This is a genomic window from Amycolatopsis saalfeldensis, from assembly GCF_900110575.1.
Taxonomy (GTDB): Bacteria; Actinomycetota; Actinomycetes; order Mycobacteriales; family Pseudonocardiaceae; genus Amycolatopsis; species Amycolatopsis saalfeldensis.
Genome location: NZ_FOEF01000027.1, coordinates 24,699 through 46,512, shown reverse-complemented (window position 1 = coordinate 46,512; position 21,814 = coordinate 24,699). Strand labels below are relative to the sequence as shown.

Annotated in this window: 20 protein-coding genes and 1 pseudogene; 12 read left to right on the top strand and 9 right to left on the bottom strand. The window is 71.3% G+C overall.

What is annotated here, in order from left to right; translation table 11 throughout:
• Positions 1-7 precede the first annotated feature (7 nt).
• Positions 8-1,129 carry a fatty acid desaturase family protein gene (locus tag BMY97_RS40035; RefSeq protein WP_091628132.1) on the bottom strand — a complete coding sequence of 374 codons (1,122 nt, stop codon included), beginning with the start codon at positions 1,127-1,129 and terminating at the stop codon, positions 8-10.
• Between the two features lie 19 nt (positions 1,130-1,148).
• Positions 1,149-2,237, bottom strand: coding sequence for a ferredoxin reductase (locus tag BMY97_RS40030; protein WP_091628130.1), 1,089 nt, complete (start codon positions 2,235-2,237; stop codon positions 1,149-1,151).
• Between the two features lie 130 nt (positions 2,238-2,367).
• On the opposite strand from BMY97_RS40030, the gene BMY97_RS40025 reads away from it, so the two are divergent.
• The 5 genes from BMY97_RS40025 to BMY97_RS40005 all read left to right on the top strand — a co-directional run bounded on the left by BMY97_RS40025 (position 2,368) and on the right by BMY97_RS40005 (position 6,663).
• Positions 2,368-3,006 carry a TetR family transcriptional regulator gene (locus BMY97_RS40025; protein WP_245787749.1) on the top strand — a complete coding sequence of 213 codons (639 nt, stop codon included), beginning with the start codon at positions 2,368-2,370 and terminating at the stop codon, positions 3,004-3,006.
• A 115-nt stretch (positions 3,007-3,121) separates the two neighbouring features.
• Complete coding sequence (locus BMY97_RS40020) at positions 3,122-4,228, top strand: Re/Si-specific NAD(P)(+) transhydrogenase subunit alpha (RefSeq protein WP_091628126.1); 1,107 nt, start codon at positions 3,122-3,124, stop codon at positions 4,226-4,228.
• Between the two features lie 2 nt (positions 4,229-4,230).
• Positions 4,231-4,533 carry an NAD(P) transhydrogenase subunit alpha part 2 gene (locus BMY97_RS40015; RefSeq protein WP_091628238.1) on the top strand — a complete coding sequence of 101 codons (303 nt, stop codon included), beginning with the start codon at positions 4,231-4,233 and terminating at the stop codon, positions 4,531-4,533.
• Positions 4,530-5,918, top strand: a complete 1,389-nt coding sequence (locus tag BMY97_RS40010) for an NAD(P)(+) transhydrogenase (Re/Si-specific) subunit beta (RefSeq protein WP_091628124.1) — start codon at positions 4,530-4,532, stop codon at positions 5,916-5,918. The genes BMY97_RS40015 and BMY97_RS40010 overlap by 4 nt, the downstream gene beginning before the upstream one ends.
• Before the next feature lie 13 nt (positions 5,919-5,931).
• A complete protein-coding gene (locus BMY97_RS40005) occupies positions 5,932-6,663 on the top strand; it encodes a lipoate--protein ligase family protein (protein WP_091628122.1) in 732 nt (243 codons plus the stop codon).
• A 104-nt stretch (positions 6,664-6,767) separates the two neighbouring features.
• Here BMY97_RS40005 and BMY97_RS40000 read toward each other — a convergent pair whose 3' ends face one another.
• Positions 6,768-7,457: a histone-like nucleoid-structuring protein Lsr2 gene (locus BMY97_RS40000; RefSeq protein WP_091628120.1), complete on the bottom strand. Its 690-nt coding sequence runs from the start codon at positions 7,455-7,457 to the stop codon at positions 6,768-6,770.
• A gap of 146 nt (positions 7,458-7,603) precedes the next feature.
• Here BMY97_RS40000 and BMY97_RS39995 point away from each other — a divergent pair, with 146 nt between their 5' ends.
• On the top strand, positions 7,604-8,998 hold the full coding sequence (locus BMY97_RS39995) for a dihydrolipoyl dehydrogenase family protein (protein WP_177231770.1): 1,395 nt from the start codon (positions 7,604-7,606) through the stop codon (positions 8,996-8,998).
• A gap of 3 nt (positions 8,999-9,001) precedes the next feature.
• Here the strand turns inward: BMY97_RS39995 and BMY97_RS47455 are convergent, their stop codons facing one another.
• Positions 9,002-9,454, bottom strand: coding sequence for a hypothetical protein (locus tag BMY97_RS47455; protein ID WP_177231769.1), 453 nt, complete (start codon positions 9,452-9,454; stop codon positions 9,002-9,004).
• Between the two features lie 1,678 nt (positions 9,455-11,132).
• Here BMY97_RS47455 and BMY97_RS47450 point away from each other — a divergent pair.
• From BMY97_RS47450 to BMY97_RS39980, 3 genes are all read left to right on the top strand, one after another.
• The gene (locus BMY97_RS47450) at positions 11,133-11,753 is read left to right on the top strand and encodes a hypothetical protein (protein ID WP_177231768.1); all 621 of its coding nucleotides are present in this window, start codon (positions 11,133-11,135) and stop codon (positions 11,751-11,753) included.
• A 231-nt stretch (positions 11,754-11,984) separates the two neighbouring features.
• Positions 11,985-12,488 carry a DUF3145 domain-containing protein gene (locus tag BMY97_RS39985; protein WP_091628116.1) on the top strand — a complete coding sequence of 168 codons (504 nt, stop codon included), beginning with the start codon at positions 11,985-11,987 and terminating at the stop codon, positions 12,486-12,488.
• A gap of 31 nt (positions 12,489-12,519) precedes the next feature.
• Positions 12,520-13,119, top strand: coding sequence for a hypothetical protein (locus tag BMY97_RS39980; RefSeq protein ID WP_177231767.1), 600 nt, complete (start codon positions 12,520-12,522; stop codon positions 13,117-13,119).
• Between the two features lie 60 nt (positions 13,120-13,179).
• On the opposite strand, the gene BMY97_RS39975 is transcribed toward BMY97_RS39980, so the two are convergent.
• The 5 genes from BMY97_RS39975 to BMY97_RS39955 form a co-directional block, all read right to left on the bottom strand.
• Positions 13,180-14,430, bottom strand: a complete 1,251-nt coding sequence (locus tag BMY97_RS39975) for a beta-ketoacyl-[acyl-carrier-protein] synthase family protein (RefSeq protein ID WP_091628113.1) — start codon at positions 14,428-14,430, stop codon at positions 13,180-13,182.
• Positions 14,431-14,494: 64 nt separating this feature from the next.
• Positions 14,495-14,740, bottom strand: coding sequence for an acyl carrier protein (locus BMY97_RS39970; protein ID WP_091628111.1), 246 nt, complete (start codon positions 14,738-14,740; stop codon positions 14,495-14,497).
• 75 nt (positions 14,741-14,815) lie between these two features.
• Entirely contained in the window at positions 14,816-15,799 is a 984-nt protein-coding gene (locus BMY97_RS39965) for a beta-ketoacyl-ACP synthase 3 (protein WP_091628110.1), read from the bottom strand.
• The gene (locus BMY97_RS39960) at positions 15,796-16,719 is read right to left on the bottom strand and encodes an ACP S-malonyltransferase (protein ID WP_091628108.1); all 924 of its coding nucleotides are present in this window, start codon (positions 16,717-16,719) and stop codon (positions 15,796-15,798) included. Before BMY97_RS39960 ends, BMY97_RS39965 begins: the two co-directional genes overlap by 4 nt.
• Before the next feature lie 215 nt (positions 16,720-16,934).
• Complete coding sequence (locus BMY97_RS39955; protein WP_091628106.1) at positions 16,935-18,149, bottom strand: PucR family transcriptional regulator; 1,215 nt, start codon at positions 18,147-18,149, stop codon at positions 16,935-16,937.
• 147 nt (positions 18,150-18,296) lie between these two features.
• Here BMY97_RS39955 and BMY97_RS39950 point away from each other — a divergent pair, with 147 nt between their 5' ends.
• From BMY97_RS39950 to BMY97_RS39940, 3 genes and pseudogenes are all read left to right on the top strand, one after another.
• Complete coding sequence (locus BMY97_RS39950) at positions 18,297-19,220, top strand: ABC transporter ATP-binding protein (RefSeq protein WP_091628104.1); 924 nt, start codon at positions 18,297-18,299, stop codon at positions 19,218-19,220.
• On the top strand, positions 19,217-20,431 hold the full coding sequence (locus tag BMY97_RS39945; RefSeq protein ID WP_177231766.1) for an ABC transporter permease: 1,215 nt from the start codon (positions 19,217-19,219) through the stop codon (positions 20,429-20,431). The genes BMY97_RS39950 and BMY97_RS39945 overlap by 4 nt, the downstream gene beginning before the upstream one ends.
• Positions 20,432-20,972: 541 nt before the next feature.
• Positions 20,973-21,647 (top strand): annotated as a pseudogene (locus BMY97_RS39940) (mechanosensitive ion channel family protein); the annotation flags it as partial.
• Between the last annotated feature and the right edge of the window lie 167 nt (positions 21,648-21,814).

Here is a 21,814-nt window from a genome sequence, read left to right as displayed (position 1 = left end):
GAGTTCCCTAAGCTGCTCGGAGTCGCTTGTCGTGGTCCAGGCTATCCGCACGCGGGCCCGGCTGCCCGAGCTTGTCCGGCAGCGCCAGCTTCACGATCTTCTTCGCCACCGACCAGAGCTGCCGGTGCAGCGGTCCGGTGTGGTATGGCAGGCCGTAGCGCTCGCAGATGTCGCGGACCTCGCCGGCGATCTGCGGGTAGCGCCGCGCCGGGATGTCCGGGAACAGGTGGTGCTCGATCTGGTGCGAGAGGTTGCCCGACAGCAGGTGGAACAGCGGTCCGCCGCTGATGTTCGCCGAGCCGAGGATCTGGCGCAGGTACCACTGGCCGCGAGACTCGCCTTCGGTCTCCTCTTCGGTGAAGCTCTCGACGTCGGCGGGGAAGTGGCCGCAGAAGATGATCGAGAACGCCCAGAGGTTGCGGACCAGGTTCGCGCTCGCGTTGCCCAGGAGGGTCAGCGGCGCGAGCGGGCCGGTCAGCGCGGGGAACAGCAGGTAGTCCTTGCCGACCTGGCGGGCCGCCTTGCGCACGATCTTGCGCAGCACCGGCACGTTCTCGGCCCAGCTCCGCTCGCCCTTCACGACCCGCTCGATCTCGAGGTCGTGCAGCATCACGCCCCACTGGAAGAACAGCGCGAGCAGCGTGGCGTACACCGGGTTGCCCAGGTAGTACGGGTGCCACTTCTGCGCGGTGTCCATCCGCAGCACGCCGTAGCCGACGTCCCGGTCCTTGTCGATGATGTTCGTGAACGTGTGGTGGATGTAGTTGTGGGAGTGCCGCCAGTTCTCGGCGGGCGCGACGGTGTCCCATTCGAACCGCTGCGAGCTCAGCTCCGGGATGCGCGTCCAGTCGTACTGGCCGTGCATCACGTTGTGGCCGATCTCCATGTTGTCGAGGATCTTGGCCAGCGAAAGCGCGGCGACGCCGGCCAGCCACGCGGGCGGCAGGAAACCGGCGAACAGCAGCCCGCGGCCGGTGACCTCGAGCGCGCGCTGCGTCTTGATGATGTTCCGGATGTACTCGACGTCGGTCTCGCCGAGGTCGTCGACGATCCGCTGGCGGAGCGCGTCGAGCTCGCGGCCGAACTCCTCGACCTGTTCCGGGGTCAGGCGGTCCTGAAGACCGGTCATGAGTTCCTCCTGGGTCTGGCTAGGCGTGGATCTCGACGTCCCCGACGGGGACGCTGATGCAGAGCTGGATCTCCTCGTTCTCCTCACCGGAGATCTCGCCGGTGCGCGCGTTGCGGACGCGCCCGGCGGTTTTGACCTGGGTGCAGGAGAAGCAGATGCCCATCCGGCAGCCGTGCTCCGGCGTCAGGCCCGCGTCCTCGGCCTGCTCCAGCAGCGGCTTGCCCGAGTTGTCGCACTCGCGCCCGCTGCGCGCGAAGCGCACCCGGCCCTCGGCGGCCGCCGCGTCGAAGGTCAACGGCGGCGCCGTGAACTCTTCAGTGTGCAGCCGTTCACTCAATCCCTCGGCGGCGAACTGCTCGCGGACGGAGTCCATCAGCGGCTTCGGGCCGCAGAGGTAGGTCTCGGCGTCGCGGTACCAGGGCGCGGCGGCGGCGAGGTGCTTCTTCGTGAAGAAGCCGTGCAGGTCCCCGCCGTGACGGCTGTGGGTGTGCGCGTGCACCACGCGCAGGCCCGGGTGCGAAGCCGCGAGCGCGTCCAGCTCCTCGCGGTAGAGCACGTCGGACGCGGCGTTGGCGTAGTGCAGGAACACGATCTCGCCCTGGTGTCCCTCGGCGACGAGCGTGCGTACCATCGCGAGCACCGGCGTGACCCCGCTGCCGCCGCTGACCAGGAGGATCTTCTCCGGCCTCGGCATCGGCAGGGTGAACTCGCCGTCCGGCTGGGACAGTCCGAAAACCGTTCCCACGCGGGTGGTTTCCTGCAGGTGCCGGGAGACCAGGCCGTGCGGGTCGGCCTTCACGGTGAACTCGAGGTGGCCGCCCTGCGGGCCGCACGGCGAGTAGCAGCGGGTGCGCCGCACGCCGTCGATCTCCACGGTCAGCCGCACGTACTGGCCGGCGGCGAAGTCGCGCCAAGCGCGGCTGGGCCGGACGCTGAACGTGACGGTGTCCGGCGTCTGCCGTCGCACCGCGGTGACCCGCCCGCGGATCTCGTTGCGGACCAGCATCGGGTCGACGAGTTCCAGGTAGCGGTCCATGCCGTGCGGGGTGAGCAGTGCCTCGGCGAGCGAGGCGAGGCTGCGTACCCGGCGGGGGAGCAGGGTGGCCATCACGCCCTCCAGAAGTTTGAGTGCACATCTGTACACTCACTAGTGTGGGGGCATGGCCGGGTGTGCTGTCAACGCGAGAGCGAGGTGATGTGACGTGTGCCATGACGAAGCCGTCAGTACGCTGCCGGACGTGGTGGGAGTCGAAGAGCCGGTGACCAGGCAGGAGCGCAAGCAGCGGACCCGCCAGGCGCTGCTCGACGCCGCGCTGGAGCTGCTGGCCGACCGCGGGTTCGCCAGTCTGTCGCTGCGTGAGGTCACCAAGCGCGCGGGCATCGTGCCCACGGCGTTCTACCGGCATTTCGCGTCGATGGAGGAGTTGGGCGTCGCGCTGGTCGAGGAGGCGACGCGGACCCTGCGCGGCATGATCCGCTCCGCGCGGACCGACCGGAACAGCTACCGGCGGATGATCCAGGCCTCGGTGCGCACGCTGTACGAACACGTCCGCGCCCGGGAGGACCACTTCCGGTTCCTCACGCGCGAGCGCTACAGCGGCACCGGCCCGGTCGCGCGGGCCATCGCCGTCGAGCTGAAGCTGTTCTCCAGCGAGCTGGCGATCGACCTCGCCCGGTTCGACCACCTGCGGGAATGGCCGTCCGAGGACCTCTACATCCTGGCCGACCTGATCGTCACGGCGATGCTCGCGACGGTCGTCGAACTGCTGGAAGTCCGCGACGGCGACGCGGCGGCGGACGCGCGCACGATCGACGTCGCCCAGAAGCGGCTGCGGCTGATCCTGCTCGGCGTGCCCCGCTGGAAGCCGTCCGCCTGACGGGCGGCCGCTCACCCGTCTGCTGACGCGAAATGCGTCTCAAGCGGCTAGGGACTCTCCTTCGCACGTGGTAGAAATCGCGGAGATCGATGATCCTCAAGGTCGAGGAGGTCGCGTGGCGGAGAGCGGAAACCGGCTGACGGTCGGGGTGGTCGCGGAGTCCCGGCCCGGGGAGCGCCGGGTCGCGATGGTGCCGAAGCTGGTGGCCCGGCTGGCCCAGCGAGGCCTCCGGGTGGTGGTCGAACCCGGGGCCGGGGCCGGCGCGCAGCTGGCGGACGACGCGTACGTGCAGGCCGGCGCCGAACTCGGCGACGCCTGGGCGGCCGACGTCGTGCTGAAGGTCGCCCCGCCGTCCGAAACCGAGGTCGGCAAGCTGAAAACGGGCACCGTCCTGATCGGATTCCTTGATCCACGCGGCGACCCCGAAGGCATTGCCGCGCTTGAGCGGGCCGGCGTGCGCGCGTTCGCGATGGAGGCCGTGCCCCGGATCTCACGGGCGCAGGCGATGGACGCGCTGTCTTCGCAGAGCAGTGTTTCCGGCTACCGCGCGGTGCTGCTCGCCGCGGAGAAGTTCACCCGGTTCTTCCCGATGCTGACCACCGCGGCCGGCACCGTGCCGCCGGCGAAGGTGCTGGTGCTCGGCGCCGGCGTCGCGGGCCTGCAGGCGCTCGCCACGGCCAAGCGGCTCGGCTCGCAGACCACCGGGTACGACGTGCGGCCCGAGGTGGGGGAGCAGGTGCGCTCGATCGGCGCGAAGTTCCTCGACCTCGGCATCGAAGCCGTCGGCGAGGGCGGGTACGCGCGGGAGCTCACCGCCGAGGAGCGCGCCGAGCAGCAACGGCGGCTCACCGAGGCCATCACGAAGTTCGACGTGGTCATCACCACCGCGCTGGTGCCCGGGCGGAAGGCGCCGACCCTGGTCACCGCCGACGCCGTGAAGGGCATGCCCGCCGGCGGGGTGGTGCTCGACCTGGCCGGGGAGAGCGGCGGCAACTGCGAGCTGAGCCGGCCCGGAGAGGACGTCGTCGAGCACGACGTCACGATCAGCGCCCCGCTCAACGTGCCGTCCGGGATGCCGACCCACGCGAGCGAGCTGTACGCCCGCAACGTCACGGAGCTGCTCGAACTCCTGGTCACCACCGAAGGCGAGCTGAAACTCGACTTCTCCGACGAGGTCGTCGCCGGGGCCAATGTGGCCGGGCGCGAAGGGAGCGCATCGTGACGCTGGTGGAGAACCTGGCCGTGCTCGTGCTCGCGGGTTTTGTGGGCTTCACGGTGATTTCGAAGGTGCCGAACACCCTGCACACCCCGCTGATGTCCGGCACCAACGCCATCCACGGCATCGTCCTGCTCGGCGGGCTGGTCGTGCTGGGGCTGGGCGTGGACGGGGTGCTCAACAAGATCCTGCTGGTGATCGCCATCGCGTTCGGCACCATCAACGTGGTCGGCGGCTTCCTCGTCACCGACCGGATGCTGGCGATGTTCAAGGCGAAGAAGCCCGCACCCGGTGAGGAGGACGAAAAGTGACCCAGCTCGTCGCGGTCCTCTACATCGTCGCGTTCGCCCTGTTCATCTACGGCCTGATGGGCCTCACCGGCCCGCGCACGGCGGTGCGCGGCAACTGGATCGCCGCCGTCGGCATGGGCATCGCGGTGATCGCGACGCTGCTCACGCCCGGCATGGGCAACTGGCTGCTGATCGTCCTCGGCGTCGCGATCGGCGCGCTGGTCGGCGTGCCGTCCGCGCGCAAGGTCAAGATGACCGCGATGCCGCAGATGGTGGCGCTGTTCAACGGCGTCGGCGGCGGCGCGGTGGCCCTGATCGCGTGGGTCGAATTCCGCAGCACCGACGCGTACGCCCACGAGCCGCTGTACGTCGCGATCGCCTCGCTCTTCGCCGCGCTGATCGGCTCGATCTCCTTCTGGGGCTCGATCATCGCGTTCGGGAAGCTGCAGGAGGTGATCACCGGCCGTCCGGTCACGCTCGGGAAGCTCCAGCAGCCGGTGAACGCGCTGCTCCTGCTGATCGCGCTGGCCTGCGCGGTGATCATCCTGGTCGGCGGCGACGCGCAGATCCTGGTGATCGGGCTGCTCCTGGCCGCGGCGATCCTCGGCGTCACTTCGGTGCTGCCCATCGGCGGCGCCGACATGCCCGTGGTCATCTCGCTGCTGAACGCGTGCACCGGGCTTTCCGCGGCCGCGATGGGCCTGGCGCTGTCCAACACGGCGCTGATCGTGGCGGGCATGATCGTCGGCGCGTCCGGCTCGATCCTGACCAACCTGATGGCGAAGGCGATGAACCGGTCGATCCCGGCGATCGTGGCCGGCGGCTTCGGCGGCGGCACGGCCGTGGCGTCCGGCTCGGGTTCGGGCGAGGTGCGGCCGGTGCGGTCGACCAGCGCGGCGGACACCGCGATCCAGATGGCCTACGCGAGCAAGGTGGTCGTGGTGCCGGGTTACGGCATGGCCGTGGCGCAGGCGCAGCACACCGTGCGCGAGATGGCGAAACTGCTGGAGTCCAAGGGAATCGAGGTCGCCTACGCGATCCACCCGGTGGCCGGCCGGATGCCGGGCCACATGAACGTGCTGCTCGCCGAGGCCGACGTGCCGTACGAGCAGCTCAAGGAGATGGACGAGATCAACTCCGAGTTCGCCCAGACCGACGTCGCCCTCGTGATCGGCGCGAACGACGTGATCAACCCGGCCGCCGAGACCGACCCCGGCTCGCCGATCTACGGCATGCCGATCCTGAAGGTCAACGACAGCCGCTCGGTGATCGTCCTCAAGCGCTCGATGAGCTCGGGCTTCGCGGGCATCGACAACGACCTGTTCTACGATGCCAAGACCAGCATGCTCTTCGGCGACGCCAAGTCTTCGGTGGGCGAGATCGTGGAGGAGTTAAAGGCGCTGTGAATCTCAAGGCACTGTGAACGGCGGGTCGGATATACGCGCCGAATTCGCCGAGCCGACCGAGAACCTGGCGTTCGACGAGGCGCTGCTGCGGGTGGCGCCTTCGGCACCGGTGCTGTGGCTGTGGCGAAACCCGGTGTGCGTTGTCGTCGGGCGAGGCCAGAAGGTAGCGCGGGAAGTGCGCGTCGCGGAGTGCGCGCGTGACGGCGTCCCGATCCTGCGCCGCGCGAGCGGCGGCGGCACGGTCTTCCACGACCCGGGGAACCTGAACGTGACCCTGGTGCTGCCGGGCCCGCCGCCCCGCCCGTTGGAAATGCTGGGCCTGGTCATGTCGGCGGCGGTGGAGAAACTGGGCCTGACGCCGAACCTGGGCGAGCGCGGCCTGTTCGTGGGCACGCAGAAGCTGTGCGGCTTCGCGGTCTTCCGGACCAAGGGCGGTCTGCTGGCGCACTCGACCCTGCTGATCGACACGGACCCTTCGCGCGTCGGCGCGTACCTCACCGGCCCGCCGCCGGACCCGAAACCGCTGGACTCCCACCGCAGCCCCGTCGCCTCACTGTCCGGCCACGGCCTGTCGTTCGCCGAGGGCGAAGTCGAATCCGTGGTCCGCGCGGCCGCCGTTTCGCTGCTCGGCCCACTCGAACCGCGCCCGCCTTCCCCGGCCGAGCTGGACAGCCAGCGCACCCTGCTGCACACCCGCTACCACTACGACGCCTGGCACACCGACGGCCGGCAACGCCAACCCTGACCCCGGACCGCACCGGCCGGACCAGCGAGAGCCCTTCTCCGGGCGTTTGCCGTTTCCGGTCTGCGGCGCGGTTTCCGGCGCTGTTTCCGGGGTTCAGCCCCGGGTCACTCGCTCGCGGAGAACTTGACCGCCGGAACCTCCGCCACCGCGCGACGGGGCTTCGCAGCCGCCTTCGCAGTGGTTTTGGCCGGAGCCGCCTTCGCCGTGGCTGTCTTCGCCGGAGCTGTTTTCGCCGCGGTCTTCGCGGTTGCCTTCGCCGGAGCGGCCTTCACTGCCGAAGCCTTTGCCGCAGCCGCCCTCGTGGCCGAAGTCTTCGCCGGAGCTGACCTAGGCGCGGTGGCTTTCGCGGCCTTCGGCGACGCGGCCTTGGCAGTGGTCTTCGCAGCCGCCCTCGTCGTGCCGCCCTTCGCGGCTGACTTCGGCGTAGCGGCCTTCGTGGTTGCTTTCGCAGCACCGCTCTTCGCGGCAGCCTTCGGCGCAGCGGCCTTGGCCGCAGTGCTCTTGGCTCGAGTCCTCTTGGCTGGGGTGGCCTTCGCCCCCGCAACCTTCGTCGCACGCTTCCCCGCCCCAGCCGCAGGTTTCTTCGCACCCGGCACGAAACGCGGCCGCTGCTTCCGCCCGCCGACGCGACGGGCCGCCTCCGCGTACCGGCTCAGAATCTTGCGCAGTGCGGCCGCGTTCGCGGAGGTGAGGTCGATGTCGTACTCGACGCCGTCGAGGCCGAAGCCGACGGTCTGGGCCGCCGGGCCGCCGGTCAGGTCGTCCAGAACGCGGACAGCAGTGTTCCTGGCCATGAAGCCTCCCGTGCTCGATCGTGGTCATGCGTGCAACCGGCACGGCGACGCCCCGGCTCCCCCCGGTGCCGCCGGTTTTCTTGCAGCTGTCTGACGAGAATAGCCGCTGGCTTGCGCGAAGCCGCGTGGTGGTGTGCGCTGAACCCATGTCAGGACAGACTTTCGACGTTGTGGTGATCGGGGCCGGACCGGTCGGCGAGGTGGCCGCCGAACGCGCCGCCAAGGGCGGGCTGAAGGTGGCGCTCGTCGAGCACGAGCTGTTCGGCGGGGAGTGCTCCTACTGGGCCTGCATTCCGAGCAAGGCGTTGCTGCGCCCGGGAAACCTGCTCGCCGCGGCCAAGCGGGTGCCCGGCGTGCCCGTCGCCGGCGCGCTCGACCCGGCGCAGGTGTTCGCCCGGCGGGACTGGTTCACCGGCAAGGGCGACGACGCCGGGCAGGTGGGCTGGGCGCGCGGCGCGGGCATCGAGCCGGTGCGCGGCCACGGCCGGATCACCGGCGAGCGTGAGGTGACGGTGGGCGAGGACCAGGTGCTCACCGCCCGCCACGCGGTGATCGTCTGCACCGGCAGCGTCCCCCGGTCGCCCTCGATCCCGGGGCTCGACACGATCCGGCCGTGGGGCTCGCGCGAGGCCACGTCGGCGTCCGCGGTGCCCGCGCGCCTCGGCGTGCTCGGCGGCGGGGTGGTCGGCGTCGAGATGGCGCAGGCGTGGGCCCGGCTCGGCGCCGAGGTGCACCTGGTGATCACCGGCGAGCGCCCGCTGCCGAAGCTGCCGTCATTCGCGGGTGACCTGCTGCTCGGCGGTCTGCGCGAGGAAGGCGTCTTCGTGCACACCATGTCCGGCATCCGCGAGGTGTCCGCTGTGGACGGCGGCGCCTCGCTCACCCTGGCCGACGGTGAGCAGCTGGTGGTCGACGAGCTGCTGGTCGCCACCGGCCGGGCCCCGGCGACCGGCGACGTCGGCCTCGACGTGCTCGGCCTGCCCACCGACGCCCCGCTCGCCGTCGACGAGAGTGGCCGGGTGTCCGCCGTGGACGGTGGCTGGCTGTACGGGGCCGGCGACGTCACCGGCCGCGCGCTGCTGACGCACCAGGGCAAGTACGCCGCGCGCGTCGCCGGCGACAGCGTCGCGGCCCGCGCCCGGGGCGAGGAGATCTCGACGGAACCGTGGAGCCGTTACAGCGCGACGGCCGACCACCACGCCGTGCCGCAGGTGGTGTTCACCGACCCGGAGGTGACGTCCGTCGGGCTCACCGAGGCGCGCGAGGGCTCGGCCGACCGCGTGGTGGACATCGACATCGCGGTGGCCGGCTCGTCCCTGCACGCGGACGGGTACCAGGGCAAGGCGCGCATGGTCGTCGACACCGAGCGCGGGGTGGTGCTCGGGGTGACGTTCGTCGGCCCGGACGTGGCCGAGCTGCTGCACTCGGCGACCATCGCCGTCGTCGGCGAGGTGCCGCTGGACCGGCTGTGGCACGCCGTGCCCGCTTTCCCGACGATCAGCGAGGTGTGGCTGCGGCTGCTGGAGGCGTACGGGCTCTGACGCTCAGCTCGGCAGCACCAGGTCGAGCGCGCCCTTCGCGGCGCGGGCGAGGCCGGGATCGTCCGAAGTGGACGGTCCCGGGAGCCAGACCGCCTGCACCAGCCGCACGCCGTTGCCCTCGATCTTGCTGGTGTAGGCGGCGCCGTCGAACTGCGGTGCGGGGCCCGGCCACTTGCCGGTCTCGGTGGCGACGTCGATGATACCGCCGCTGCCCGGCGTGTCGGCCACGTCCTTGAAGTGCGAGGCCTGCGCGGCATCGGGGAACGCGACGACGGCCACGGTCACCGCGGCCGCGCGCCCGTCGACCTCGGCCGTGTAGCTCGCCCGCTGGACGCCGACGCAGCTCGTCTGCTGCAAGCTCGCCTGCACATCACCGAACGCGTGCGACGCGCACCGCTGGTCGCCGCTGCCCGCGCGCACCTCGAACGTCAGGCTCGGCGCCGGCGCGCTGGACACCGGAGCACGGGACGCCGGCGGATTCGGGGCCACGGCCTGGGAACTCGCCGGCGGCGCCGCGGTCTGCCCACTGTCCCCACCACCCCCGGTAGCCGCGATCACCACCGCGGTGACCAACAGCACCACCAACAGCCCGATAGCCCCGAGCGGCAACCACCGCACCGTCCGCGACTGCTTGCCGGAACCACCATTCGGCGGCGGTGTTGCCGCCGCGCCCGCGCCTGCTGGTCCCGCACCTCCTGCTCCGGTGCCTGCCCCGGTGCCTGTGCCTGCTGCTCCCGTGCGTGCTGCAGCGCCTGTGCCCGCTGTCGTTCCCGGGTGTGCTGCAGTGCCCGCGCCCGCTGGTCCCGCGCCTGCTGCTCCGGTGGCTGTGCCCGCTGTCGTTCCCGTGCGTGCCGCAGCGCCAGTGCCCGTCGTTGTTCCCGTGTGTGCTGCAGTGCCCGCGCCCTCGTGTGCTGCAGCGCCCGCGCCCGCGCCCGCGTTTGCTGCAGCGCCTGTGCTGGCCGCCGTTCCCGTGCGCGCTGCAGCGCCCGCGCTCGCTGCCGTTCCAGTGCCTGCCGCTGCTCCTCTGCCTGGCGCGGTTCCGGTGCCCGCCGTTGTTGCCGCCCCGGCGCCGGTTGCCGCTCCTGGGCCTGCGGCCGCCTGGTGCGGACTGCTCCCAGACGGCGGAGCCATCGGCCTCGGCCCAGGTTTCGCCACCGGCAGGGACGCGGCCCCGGCGGACCGCGGCGGCGATGCCATGGCTTCGGTGACCGCTTCACTGTCCGCCGAGGAACCGGCCGTGCCGGCAGCACTGCCCGATGTGGACGGACCGGGCCGTCCCGGCGAGGCGACGGACTCGGTCGGCTCATCGGCGAGCCTGGCCGAGATCTCATCGGTTCCTGCGGCTGCCGCGGGGGAAGGTGCAGCCGACCGGCTGGGTGGCCCCGCCTCCGCTGACGGCGAGGTGGTGGCGCCCGCACCGGGGAAGACCGGCGCCCCGCTCCGAGCAGCGGGAGCAGCCCCACCCACCGACCCACGCCCGGCGCCAGGGGAAGTGGCACCAGTCGCAGTCGGGGCAGGGAAAGGGGAACCCGTTGCGCCGGCGGAAGCGGCACCGGTTGTCGTGGTACTGGGGGACGCAGCGCCCGTCGCTCCGGGGGAGGCGGCACCCATCGCGCCATAAGGCGTGGCGTCCATGGCTCCGGGAGGAGCGGCGCCGGTTGAGCCAGGGGGAGTGGCACCCGTGGCTCCGGGGAAAGTGACGCCGGTTGCCGTCGGTTCAGGGGAAGAGGAACCCATCGCCCCGGGGGAAGCCGGATCGGCCGCACCAGTGCCGGGGGCAGTCGTGCCGGGGGAAGGCGGAACGGTGGCCGGGGCGATGTGCGGGACCGGCGCGATCGTCGGGAGAACCGGTGGCGGAGGCGGTACCGAGGTGATCTTCGGCCGGGCCGCGGTGAATCTGTCCGGATGGGACATCGGGACGGTCGGCGGAGCCCCACCCGCCGGCGGCGTCGCCGGGCCCGCCGCAGCGGGCGCGACCGGGGGAGCCGCAGCCGGGACCCCCGATGACGCAGCCGGGGCGGATGGTCCAGAGGCAGCAGCCGCCCGTCCGGTCGCAGTGGCCACAGAGGACGCCCGGTTCTCCGGCGGCATGGGGGAGTCGTCGGTGTAGCGGACGAAACCCTCGCCCAGCAGGATGTCGTCCGGTAGTTCCGGGGCGTCCGGGGCGAAGGCGGTGATCAGGGCGCGGGCCTGGTCCAGCGAGCGCGGGCGGCGGGCCGTCGCGAGGGAGACCGTCGCGGCGAGCATGGTGGTGGGGGTCGGGTGCAGGACGCGGACCGGGCCGGCCAGGTCGGCCGGCGGCTGGTCGACGGTTTCGACGTACGGGCCCACCGCGATGATCGTGCCGACCGGGCCGGTGCCGGGCGCCAGCTCCGCGATCCGCCGCTCGCACTCCTGGGAAAGGTCGAGCGCCTCCGTGGCCGGGTTGACCGCGTCGTCGCCGTGGACCAGGGGCCAGCCGTCGGCCTTCCACGGGCCGCCGAGCGGGGCTTCGAGGCGCAGCGCCGGGTCGGGCAGGTCGACGCCGATCACGATCAGCACGCCCTTCGGCAGCACCACCACCGCTTCCACGGCCCGGTCGCCGCCGGCCGGGCGCGCGCCGACCAGCGCGACGCCGCCGATCACGGTGCTGCCGCGGCCGAGCGAAGCCAGCGCCGCCCGCACGTCTTCGGCGACGCGCGACGGCTGCTGCCCGAGGCGGACCAGTCGCACCGAAACCCTCCTCACCTCGACCGTTTCCGGGGCACCACGCTAGCGCGCCCGGGCCCGTACACGGCGCGACACGGGGAAGCGTCGGCGTGGCTCCCTCCTAAAGGGGGTTCCGGTGCGACTTGTGGTGTTCGTGTGGCCAAACAGCACGGTTGGGGTGCAGAATGTGCTACACAGTGCTGCAAGTCGGGAAGAGACACGGAAAGCACACAGAGCCCGTCGCTGGTCGAGAGGTCGTAGGGGAAGACGTCCCTCGTCGAGCAAGCGGAGGTCAGCAGTGAGCACCCGTGGCAACACCCGAGGCGTGGTGTACGTCCACTCGTCGCCGTCTGCGGTTTGCCCGCACGTCGAGTGGGCCATTTCGGGCACCCTTGGTGCCCGAGTCGAGCTGAAGTGGACGGCGCAGCCCGCCAGTCCGGGACAGCTCCGCGCCGAATGCGGCTGGCGTGCGCCCGCCGGCAGTGGCGGCAAGCTGGCCGCCGCGCTCAAGGCGTGGCCGATGCTGCGCTTCGAGGTCACCGAGGAGCCCAGCGCGGGCCTCGACGGCGAGCGGTTCTGCTTCGCGCCCGGCCTCGGCCTGTGGCACGGGCGGACCAGCGCCAACGGCGACATCGTGGTGGGCGAGGACCAGCTGCGCGCGCTGGTGAGCATGACGCGTGGCGGCGAATCCTTGGCGCACAAGCTGGACGAGCTGCTGGCGGCGAGCTGGGACGAGGCGCTGGAGCCCTATCGGCACGCCGGTGACGGCGCCCCGGTCACGTGGCTGCACCAGGTCGGCTGACCGCCGGGGGCGGGTGGGTACCCTCTCAGGGGTGACCGCCCAACCGCCCGTTCGTTCCCGCCAGCGGTGGCTGGTGCCCGTCCTGGTCGTGGTGCTGTCCCTCACCGTCGGTGGCGGGCTGCTCGCGCGCGAGATGTACCTGCGCCCGGAGGCGAAAGCCGTCGACTCCGGCGCGGTGGCCCCGCTCACCTCGGTGGAGCCCGACGACCAGCCGGGGTCCGGCCAGGTCGAAGTGACCGACGACGTCGCGCACCACCCGCAGGACGAGGCGGTGCGCCCGGTCATCCAGGCCTACTTCGACTCGATCAACAACCGCAACTACGACGCCTGGAAGAAGACGGTCAGCGTTCAGCGGGTGCAGCAGAAGCCGTCGGCCGAGTCGTGGGCGAAGGACTTCCGGTCCACGAAGGACGGCAGCATCATGATCTACCGGATCGAGCCCGCCGCCCACGGGTCGCTGCGCGTGCTGCTGGGGTTCACGAGCACGCAGTCGAAGGAGGACGCGCCGGAGAACCTCAAGAGCGGGTGCATCCACTGGCGGCTCGTGTGGCCGATGGTCTTCCAGGGCGGCGGCTTCAAGATCGACACCGTGGACAGCACCGGCCGCTCGCCGGAGGGCGAAGCCTGCTGAACCCGTACGAAGAGGGCCCTCCCCGCGTGGGAAGGGCCCTCGTTTCGTGACTTTCGCCGATCAGACGGCGGGGGTGAACAGCAGCGCGGTGTTGTGACCGCCGAAGCCGAACGAGTTGCTGATCGCCGCGGTGATCTCCATCTTGCGGTTCTCGCCCGACACCACGTCGAGCTGGACCTTCGGGTCCAGCTCGCTGAGGTTCAGCGTCGCCGGCACCACGCCCTCGTAGATCGAGAGGATCGTGGCGATGCCCTCCACCGCGCCCGCGCCGCCGACGAGGTGGCCGAGGGCGCCCTTCGGCGCGGTGACCACCGTGTGGTCGCCGACCGCGGTCCGGATCGCGGCCGCCTCGCCGATGTCACCGACCACAGTGGACGTGGCGTGCGCGTTCACGTGCTGGATGTCCGCCGGGGACAGCCGGGCCATGTCCATCGCGGCCCGCATGGCCGCGATCTGCCCGATGCCGTCCGGGTGATTGCCCGTGATGTGGTAGGCGTCGGAGGTGATCCCGTAGCCGGCGAGCGTCGCGTAGATCCGCGCGCCGCGGGCCTTGGCGAGGTCGGCCCGCTCCAGCACCACGACGCCCGAGCCCTCACCGAGGACGAAGCCGTCGCGGCTGACGTCGAACGGCCGTGAGGCGGCCCCCGGGTCGTCGTTGCGGGTCGACACCGTGCGTGCCTGGGCGAAGCCGGCGAGCGTGATCGGGTGGATGCACGCCTCGGTGCCGCCCGCGACCACGACGTCGGCCCGGCCGGACCGGATCATCTCGTAGCCGGTCGCGATGCCCTCGGCGCCGGAAGCGCACGCCGAGGCCGGGGAGTGCACGCCCGCGCGCGCCTTCAGGTCGATGCTGACGTGCGCGGCCGGGCCGTTGGGCATCAGCATCGGCACCGTGAGCGGGGAGACCTTGCGCAGACCCTGCTGGTGCAACAGGTCGTTCTGGCTCAGCAGCGTCACCGGGCCGCCGACGCCGGTGCCGATGGACACGCCGAGGCGCTCCGGCACGACGTCGGTGTGCTCGTCGGTCTGCTCGGTGAAGCCGGCATCGGCCCAGGCCTGGCGGGCGGCGATGATCGCCACCTGCTCGCACCGGTCCAGCCGCCGGGCCTGGACCCGCGGCAGCACCTCGCTGGGCTCGACCGCCAGCGTCCCCCCGATTTTCACGGGCAGGCCGAGTTCCTCGACCCAGTCCGCGGTCAGTGGGCGGATGCCGCTGCGGCCGGCCAGCAGGCCGTCCCAAGTGGACGCGACGTCTCCGCCGAGCGGGGTGGTGGCCCCCATGCCGGTGATGACGACGTCGATGTTGCTCATGCGTTCACCTCGTTGGCTCTCGGTGTGGCCTGAGCCGGACTCCCGGCCCGGGTACGAAGAGGACCTAGTTCTGGTTGGCGGAGACGTAGTTCACCGCGTCGCCGACGGTCTTCAGGTTGGCCAGCTCGTCGTCCGGGATCTTGACGCCGAACTTGTCCTCGGCCTGCACGGCGATCTCGACCATCGACAGCGAGTCGATGTCCAGGTCGTCCACGAACGACTTCTCGGCGGTGACGTCGTCCTGAGCCACACCGGCCACCTCTTCGACGATCTCGGCGAGGCCGGCGAGGATCTCAGCGTTGTCAGCCATGGGGGTTGTTCCCTTCTCGGTTCTTCACTTCGGGTGCTGCCCCGCGGGCACGGCGCCCGCGGGGAAAGTATCCACTCAGGGGCAGAGGAAAGCCTGCCCGGCATAGGAAAGCCCGGCACCGAACCCGACCGCCAGCACGACGTCGCCGGACTTCGCGGTGCCCGCCTTGCGCATGTGGTCCAGCGCCAGCGGGATCGACGCGGACGAGGTGTTGCCGGAGTACTTGATGTCGTCGGCGACGACCATGTCCTCCCGCGCGCCCGCGGCCCGCAGCTTCTTGGCGATCGACTCGACGATGCGCAGGTTCGCCTGGTGCGGGATCAGGACGTCCACATCGGACGCCTTCAGGCCCGCGGCCTCCAGCGCGCGCAGCGCGATCGGCGCGATCTGCGTGGTCGCCCAGCGGAAGACCGACTGGCCCTCCTGGTAGATGTACTTGTCGTCGCGCATGTAGATCAGGTCGACCAGGTCGCCGGCGCTGCCCCAGACCACCGGGCCGATGCCCGGCTCGTCGGCGCCGCCGACCACCGCGGCGCCCGCGCCGTCGGCGAAGATGATCGCGTTCGCGCGGTCGAGCGGGTCGACCGAGTCGGTGAGCTTCTCCGCGCCGATCACCAGCACCTTCTTCGCGGAGCCGGACTTGATCAGGTCCGAAGCCACACCGAGGCCGTAGCAGAAGCCGGCGCACGCGGCGTTGAGGTCGAAGGCGCCGGCGCTCTGGATGCCGATCCGCGTGGCGACCTGGGCGGCCGCGTTCGGGATCTGCGTCGGCATGGTGCAGTTCGGCAGGATGACCGTGTCCACTTCGGACGGGTCGAGGCCCGCGTCGGCCAGCGCGGCGGTGCCGGCGGCGACGGCGAAGTCGACCAGCAGCTCGTTCTTCTCCCCGAAGCGCCGCTCGATGATGCCGACGCGGTCGCGGATCCACTGGTCGTTGGTGTCCATGAGCTGCGACAGGTCGTCGTTGGTGACGATCTTCGCCGGCTGGTGGCTCCCGGTGCCGAGGATCCGGGTGCTGCTCGGGCCGGTGGTCTGGCGCAGACTGGGGCGGTCGGTCACTGGGCGTCCTCCTCGCGCAGGTTCGCCAGCTCAGCCGGCGTCTTCAGCGCGATGGTAGTGGTGACGACACCCTTGAGCTGCCGCTTGACCAGGCCGGTCAGCGTGCCCGCGGGCGCGAGTTCGAATGTGCTGGTCACGCCGAGCCTGGCGAGGCCGTCCATGGTCAGGTCCCAGCGCACCGGGCGGGTGACCTGGGCGACGAGGCGGTCCAGGTACTCGGCGCCGCTGGTGACCACCTTGCCGTCCGCATTGGACAGCAGCGGGCGGACCGGGTCGGCCGGGGTGAGGCCGGCGGCGTGCTCGCGCAGGGTCGCCTCGGCGGGCGCCATGTACGGCGTGTGGAAGGCGCCGGCCACTTTGAGGGCACGGATCTTCGTGCCCTCCAGCGGCTCCGCGACGATCCGTTCGATCGCCTCGGCCGAGCCGGACGCGACGATCTGGCCCGCGCCGTTGCGGTTGGCCGCGGCCAGGCCCCGCTCTTCGAGCCACGCCACGACCTGCTCGGGGTCGCCGAGCATCACGGCCGCCATCGACGTGGGCTCCAGTGCGCAGGCCTTCGCCATCTCGGCGCCGCGCACGGCGGCCAGCGCCACCGCGTCGGCCGAGGAGAGCACCCCGGCGATCGCGGCCGCGGCCAGCTCGCCGACGGAGTGCCCGGCCACCGGCGCGTCGGCCGCCACCGGGGCGGCCTGCTGCAGGTGCTCGAACGAGAGCAGCGACAGCGCCACGATCAGCGGCTGCGCGACGGCGGTGTCCTGGATCTCCTCGGCGCCGGCTTCCGTGCCGAGCCGGAGCAGGTCGAGCCCGGCGTGGGCCGACCACTCGGCCACGCGCGCGCGGGCGCCGTCGAGCTCGAGCCACGGGGTGAGCATGCCGGGGGCCTGGGAGCCCTGGCCGGGAGAGAGGACTGCGACTGTCACCTGTCTATGACACCACGGGGACCCGGCCGGACCGGATGCGGGCGGTCACCAAGTCCGACCGGCGTAATTGGAGGAAACCTCCAAAGGCCCGCCGTGAATCTCCGCCCTTAACCCAGATGCCTTGTGGGATTCAACCATTGCTTGCCGTGAAGTCGGTCACGGAGTGATTCGGTCGCTGCCGCGGTGCGAACGGTCCTCTCGCGACAGACGCCCGGTCACCAGAGGCCGCGGGCCCGCGCGAGCCGGCCGACGGTCAGCGCGATCCGCAGGACCAGGGCGTCGCGGGGCTCGGTGGCGTTGCGGCCGGTCAGCTCGGCCGCCTTGCGCAGGCGGTAGCGCACCGTGTTGGGGTGGACGAAGAGGGCCTGCGCGCAGCGTTCGAGCACGCCGCCGGTTTCGAGGTAGGTCTCCACCGTGCGCTGCAGCGCCGGGCCCGCCTCTTCCAGCGGTCGGGCGACGAGGTCCACCAGCAGCCGTTCGGCCTCCGGGTCGCCGGAGAGGGCGCGCTCGGGCAGCAGGTCGCCGGAGCGGACCGGACGCGGCGCGCCCGGCCAGCCGACCACCGCGCGCAGCCCGGACAACGCCTCCGCCGCGCTGTGGTGGGCCTCGGCCAATGAGGGGACGGTCGGGCCGGCCACCACCGGGCCGTCGGCGAACACCGCGGACATCCGGGAGAGCGTTTCGCGCTCCTTGGGCCCGCCGTCGGTGGGGCCGCCGATCACGATGACCAGCCGCGAGCCCTGCACCGACAGCAGCACCGGCCGGCCGACCCGCGCGGCCCGGCTGCGGACCTCGAACACGACCGTCGGCGGGTCCTCCGACGGCGGGTTTCCCACGAGCACCGTCGCGGCCGAAGCCGGGTCCCAGCCGAGCGCGGCGGCGCGGGAGAGCACCGCCTCCTCGGCGTCCCCGCGGACGATGCCGTCGACGACCAGCGCCTCCAGCCGCGCGTCCCACGCACCGCGCGCTTCCGCTGCGGCGGCGTAGGAATTGGCCGCGGCGAAGGCGATTTCCCGGCCGTAGCGCAGGATTCCCTCGATCAGGGCGGCGCGCTCGGCCTCGTTCGCGGCGAACTCCGGCAGCTGCTCCTCGAACACCTCGATGGCCAGCCGCACCATGCCGACGGCCTGGCGCAGGCTGACCCAGCGCGAAAGCTCGGCGGGCGCGTCGCGGAAGGCCTCCGTGGTGAGCTTCAACGCCTCCTTCGAGTCACGCAGCCAGTCGACGAAGCCCGCCGCGCCGGCCTGCGTGATGAGCAGGACGCTCGCGCGCTGGTCCGCGGGCAGCCGCGCGAACCACACCAGCCGTTGCTCCATCACCGCGACGCTCGCGCTCGCGAGGCGCCCGGACGCGTGCTCCAACCCGCGCAGGGTCTTGGCGGACAGCCCGTGGTGCTTGGGCACCCGGCGTCCGGAACTCGTTTCAGCCATGTCGGGACCGATCCTACGGGGGCGCCGTACCAGCAACTTTCGGCGGCGGACACGCAACGACGGGTGCTAGGAACAACCAGCGCCTCCTCTCTACGATCACCGAAGGTGACAATCGGCACCGAAGACGACGGCAAGGGGGAACGGGCTATGTCAGAGCCCGGACTGGAGATCGACGCGGTCTCCAAGCGGTACGGCGCCGTGGTGGCGCTGGAGAAGATGACTTTCGACGTACGGCCTGGGGAGCTTTTCGGTTTCGTCGGCAGCAACGGCGCCGGCAAGACCACCACCATGCGCATCGCCCTCGGCGTGCTCAGCGCCGACGCCGGCGAGGTGCGCTACGCCGGCGAGCCGGTGAACTACGAGACCCGCCGCCACATCGGGTACATGCCCGAAGAGCGAGGTCTGTACCCGAAGATGAAGGTCGGCGAGCAGCTGACGTACCTGGCCCGGCTGCACGGGATGTCGGCGTCGGACGCGAAGGCCTCCACCGAGCGGTGGACCGAGCGGCTCGGTGTCGCCGCGCGCCGCGACAGCGAGGTGCAGGCGTTGAGCCTCGGGAACCAGCAGCGCGTGCAGCTCGCCGCCGCGCTGGTGCACGAGCCGCGGATCCTCGTGCTGGACGAGCCGTTCTCGGGTCTCGACCCGGTCGCGGTGGACGTGATGAGCGCGGTGCTGCGGGAGAAGGCGGCCACGGGGGTGCCCGTCGTGTTCTCCAGTCACCAGCTCGATCTGGTGGAGCGCCTGTGCGACCGGATCGGGATCGTCCGAAGTGGACGGATGGAGGCGTGCGGTTCGGTGGCGGAGCTGCGTTCCGGCGGCGCGGTCCGGCTGCTCGTCGACGCGCCCGAGGCCGCTGACGGCTGGGCCGCCGGGCTGCCCGGCGTCACCGTGCTCGGCCGCGAGGGCGCCGTGACCGAAGTGGAGCTGGGCGACGGCGCGGACGACCAGGCCGTGCTGCGCGCGGCACTGGCGACCGGGCCGGTGCGCGAGTTCTCGCGGAAGCTGCCTTCCCTGACCGACCTTTTCCGCTCCGTCGTGAGCGAACACCAGACCCAGGAGACTGCGGCATGAGCGAGCCCGACGTCCGGATGAGCCCGCTGTCCGCGGTCGGCCTGGTGGCCTCGCGCGAGATCGGCACGCGGGTGAAGTCGAAGGCCTACCGCATCAGCACACTGGTCATGCTGATCCTCATCGTCGGCGTGACGGTGGTGTTCAAGATCATCGGCGGCGGCAGCGGCACCGACGCCACCATCGGCTTCGTGCCCGCGGCCGCCCCGCTCGCGGCGCCGGTGAAGGCCACGGCGAAGTCGATCGGCAAGAACGTCGCCACCGAGCAGGTGCCCGACCAGCAGGCCGGCATCGCGAAGCTGAACGACGGCTCGTTCGACGCGCTGCTGGTGCAGGACGCGCAGCGGGTGCACGTCCAGGTGAAGAAGGACCTCGACCCGACGCTGAAGAACGTGCTGAACGTGGTGGCCGGGCAGATCGCGCTGGGCGAGCAGATCCGGGGGCTCGGCGGTGATCCGGCGAAGATCGGCGCCGCCGTCGACAGTGCTTCGATCGACGAGCTGCCGCCGCTGCAGCAGCCGTACAACTACGACGGCCAGCAGCTCATCCTCGGCATCGTCGCCGGCATCCTCATCTACCTGTCGCTGATGCTGAACGGCCAGAGCGTGGCGCAGGGTGTGGTCGAGGAGAAGACGTCTCGCGTGGTCGAGCTGCTGCTGTCGACGATCAAGCCGTGGCAGCTGATGGCGGGCAAGGTGCTCGGCATCGGCACGGTGGGGCTGATCCAGATGCTGGCGATCGGCGTGGTCGGCCTGGCCGCGGGGCTGGGCCTGGGGGTGCTCACCATCTCGGTGTCGGCGGCCGTCGGCACCGTGGTGTGGCTGATCGTCTGGTACCTGCTCGGCTTCTTCATGTACTCGATCGTCTTCGCCGCGCTCGGCGCGCTCGTCTCCCGCCAGGAGGACGTCGGCGGCGCGACGATGCCGGCGCTGATGCTGGTGATCGCCGGCTACGTGGTCGGCATCTCGGTGCTGCCCTCGGACCCGTCGAACTCGTTCGCCGAGGTGCTTTCGGTCATCCCGGTCTTCGCGCCGACGCTGATGCCGATGCGGCTGGCGATGGGCGGGGTGCCGGTGTGGGAGGCCGTGCTGTCGGTGGGGCTGGTGGTGCTGCTGATCCCGGCGCTGATCTGGCTGGCCGCGCGGATCTACCGCAATGCCGTGATGCGCACCGGTGCGAAGGTCAAGCTGCGGGACGCGTTGAGCGCGGCCTGATCGGGCGGTGGCCACGAGCGTCCGGGTGGGCGTTCGTGGCCACTCGCGTATCCGTGTGGTGCTGGTTGAATCGCGAGCGGCCAGGCGCGTGTTCACGCGGTGATGATTGGGCCGAATGGCCGGGGCGAGGCTCTCCGGGCCGGAGTGGTGGCGCCTATGCCGTCAACTGTGCCGCTTCGTCAGGCTTCGGTGTGAGGGGCCCACAAACGCGCCGGCGTAACCCGTGGTGGACAAGCGCTGTCATCCGGGGAAACCCGAAGCGTATTCGCAGAGCGACGGTGCGCGTACTCGCTGATTGCTTCCGGCCTGCTTCCCGGAAATGCTCGAGGCCGCCCGGCGCTTGCGGTTTTCGCTGCGCCGGACGGCCTCGTCTCCCCGGTCCCCACCGGTAGTACAAGTATGGCCGTCATTGATCTTCCCGCGCCAGTCGTCTCACTCGATCGTGGTGCACAGCACTCTCGTCCGCTGGGTACCTGGTCAACGAACCGGTGCACAGCGGACGCCGCCGGATTCGAAGCCGACCACGGCGAAGGGAGCCCGCGTGGGTCAGCAATTGAAGGACGGACTCGGACAGGCCTGGAATCTGGTGGCCACGTTCGTCCCGAAACTCGTCGGATTTCTGATCATCCTGTTCATCGGCTGGCTGATCGCGAAAGCCGTGTCCAAAGCACTCGGACTGGTGCTCGGAAAGCTCGGATTCTCGCGGCTGATCGAGAAGACCGGGCTCACCGGAATGATGAAGCAGGCGAATGTGGACGCCACCGGCATCCTGGTCAAACTCGTCTACTACTTCATTCTGCTGATCGCCCTGCAGCTGGCGTTCGGGGTGTTCGGCGCGTCGAACCCGGTCAGCCAGCTGCTCAACGAGATCATCGCGTTCCTGCCGCGGATCCTGGTGGCGCTGGTGCTGATCGTGGTGGCCGCGGCCATCGCCAAGGTGGTGCGTGACGTGGTCACGTCCGCGATGGCGGCGCGTCCCGCGGGGCGCCTGCTCGGCACCGTCGCCTACTGGCTGATCATGGCGTTCGGCATCATCGCGGCGCTGGGCCAGGTGAACATCGCGACGGCGGTGACCGGCCCCGTGCTGATCGCCGTGCTGGCGACCATCGGCGGCGTGATCGTGGTCGGCTTCGGCGGCGGCCTGATCAAGCCGGCCCAGGACCGCTGGGGCGGCTGGCTGGCGAACCTCCAGGGCCAGCTCGGCAGCGGCGACGGCACCCCGTCGCGCCAGGTCGGCGGGCAGGTCCAGCCGGGCCAGACGCACGCTCAGTCTGGCCAGGCACGGCAGGCCCAGACTCAGCCGGGCCAGACGCGGCAGGCCCAGGCCCAGGCTCAGGCGGCTCAGGCTCAGCCGGGCCAGCAGGCTGATGCGCAGCCGGGCCA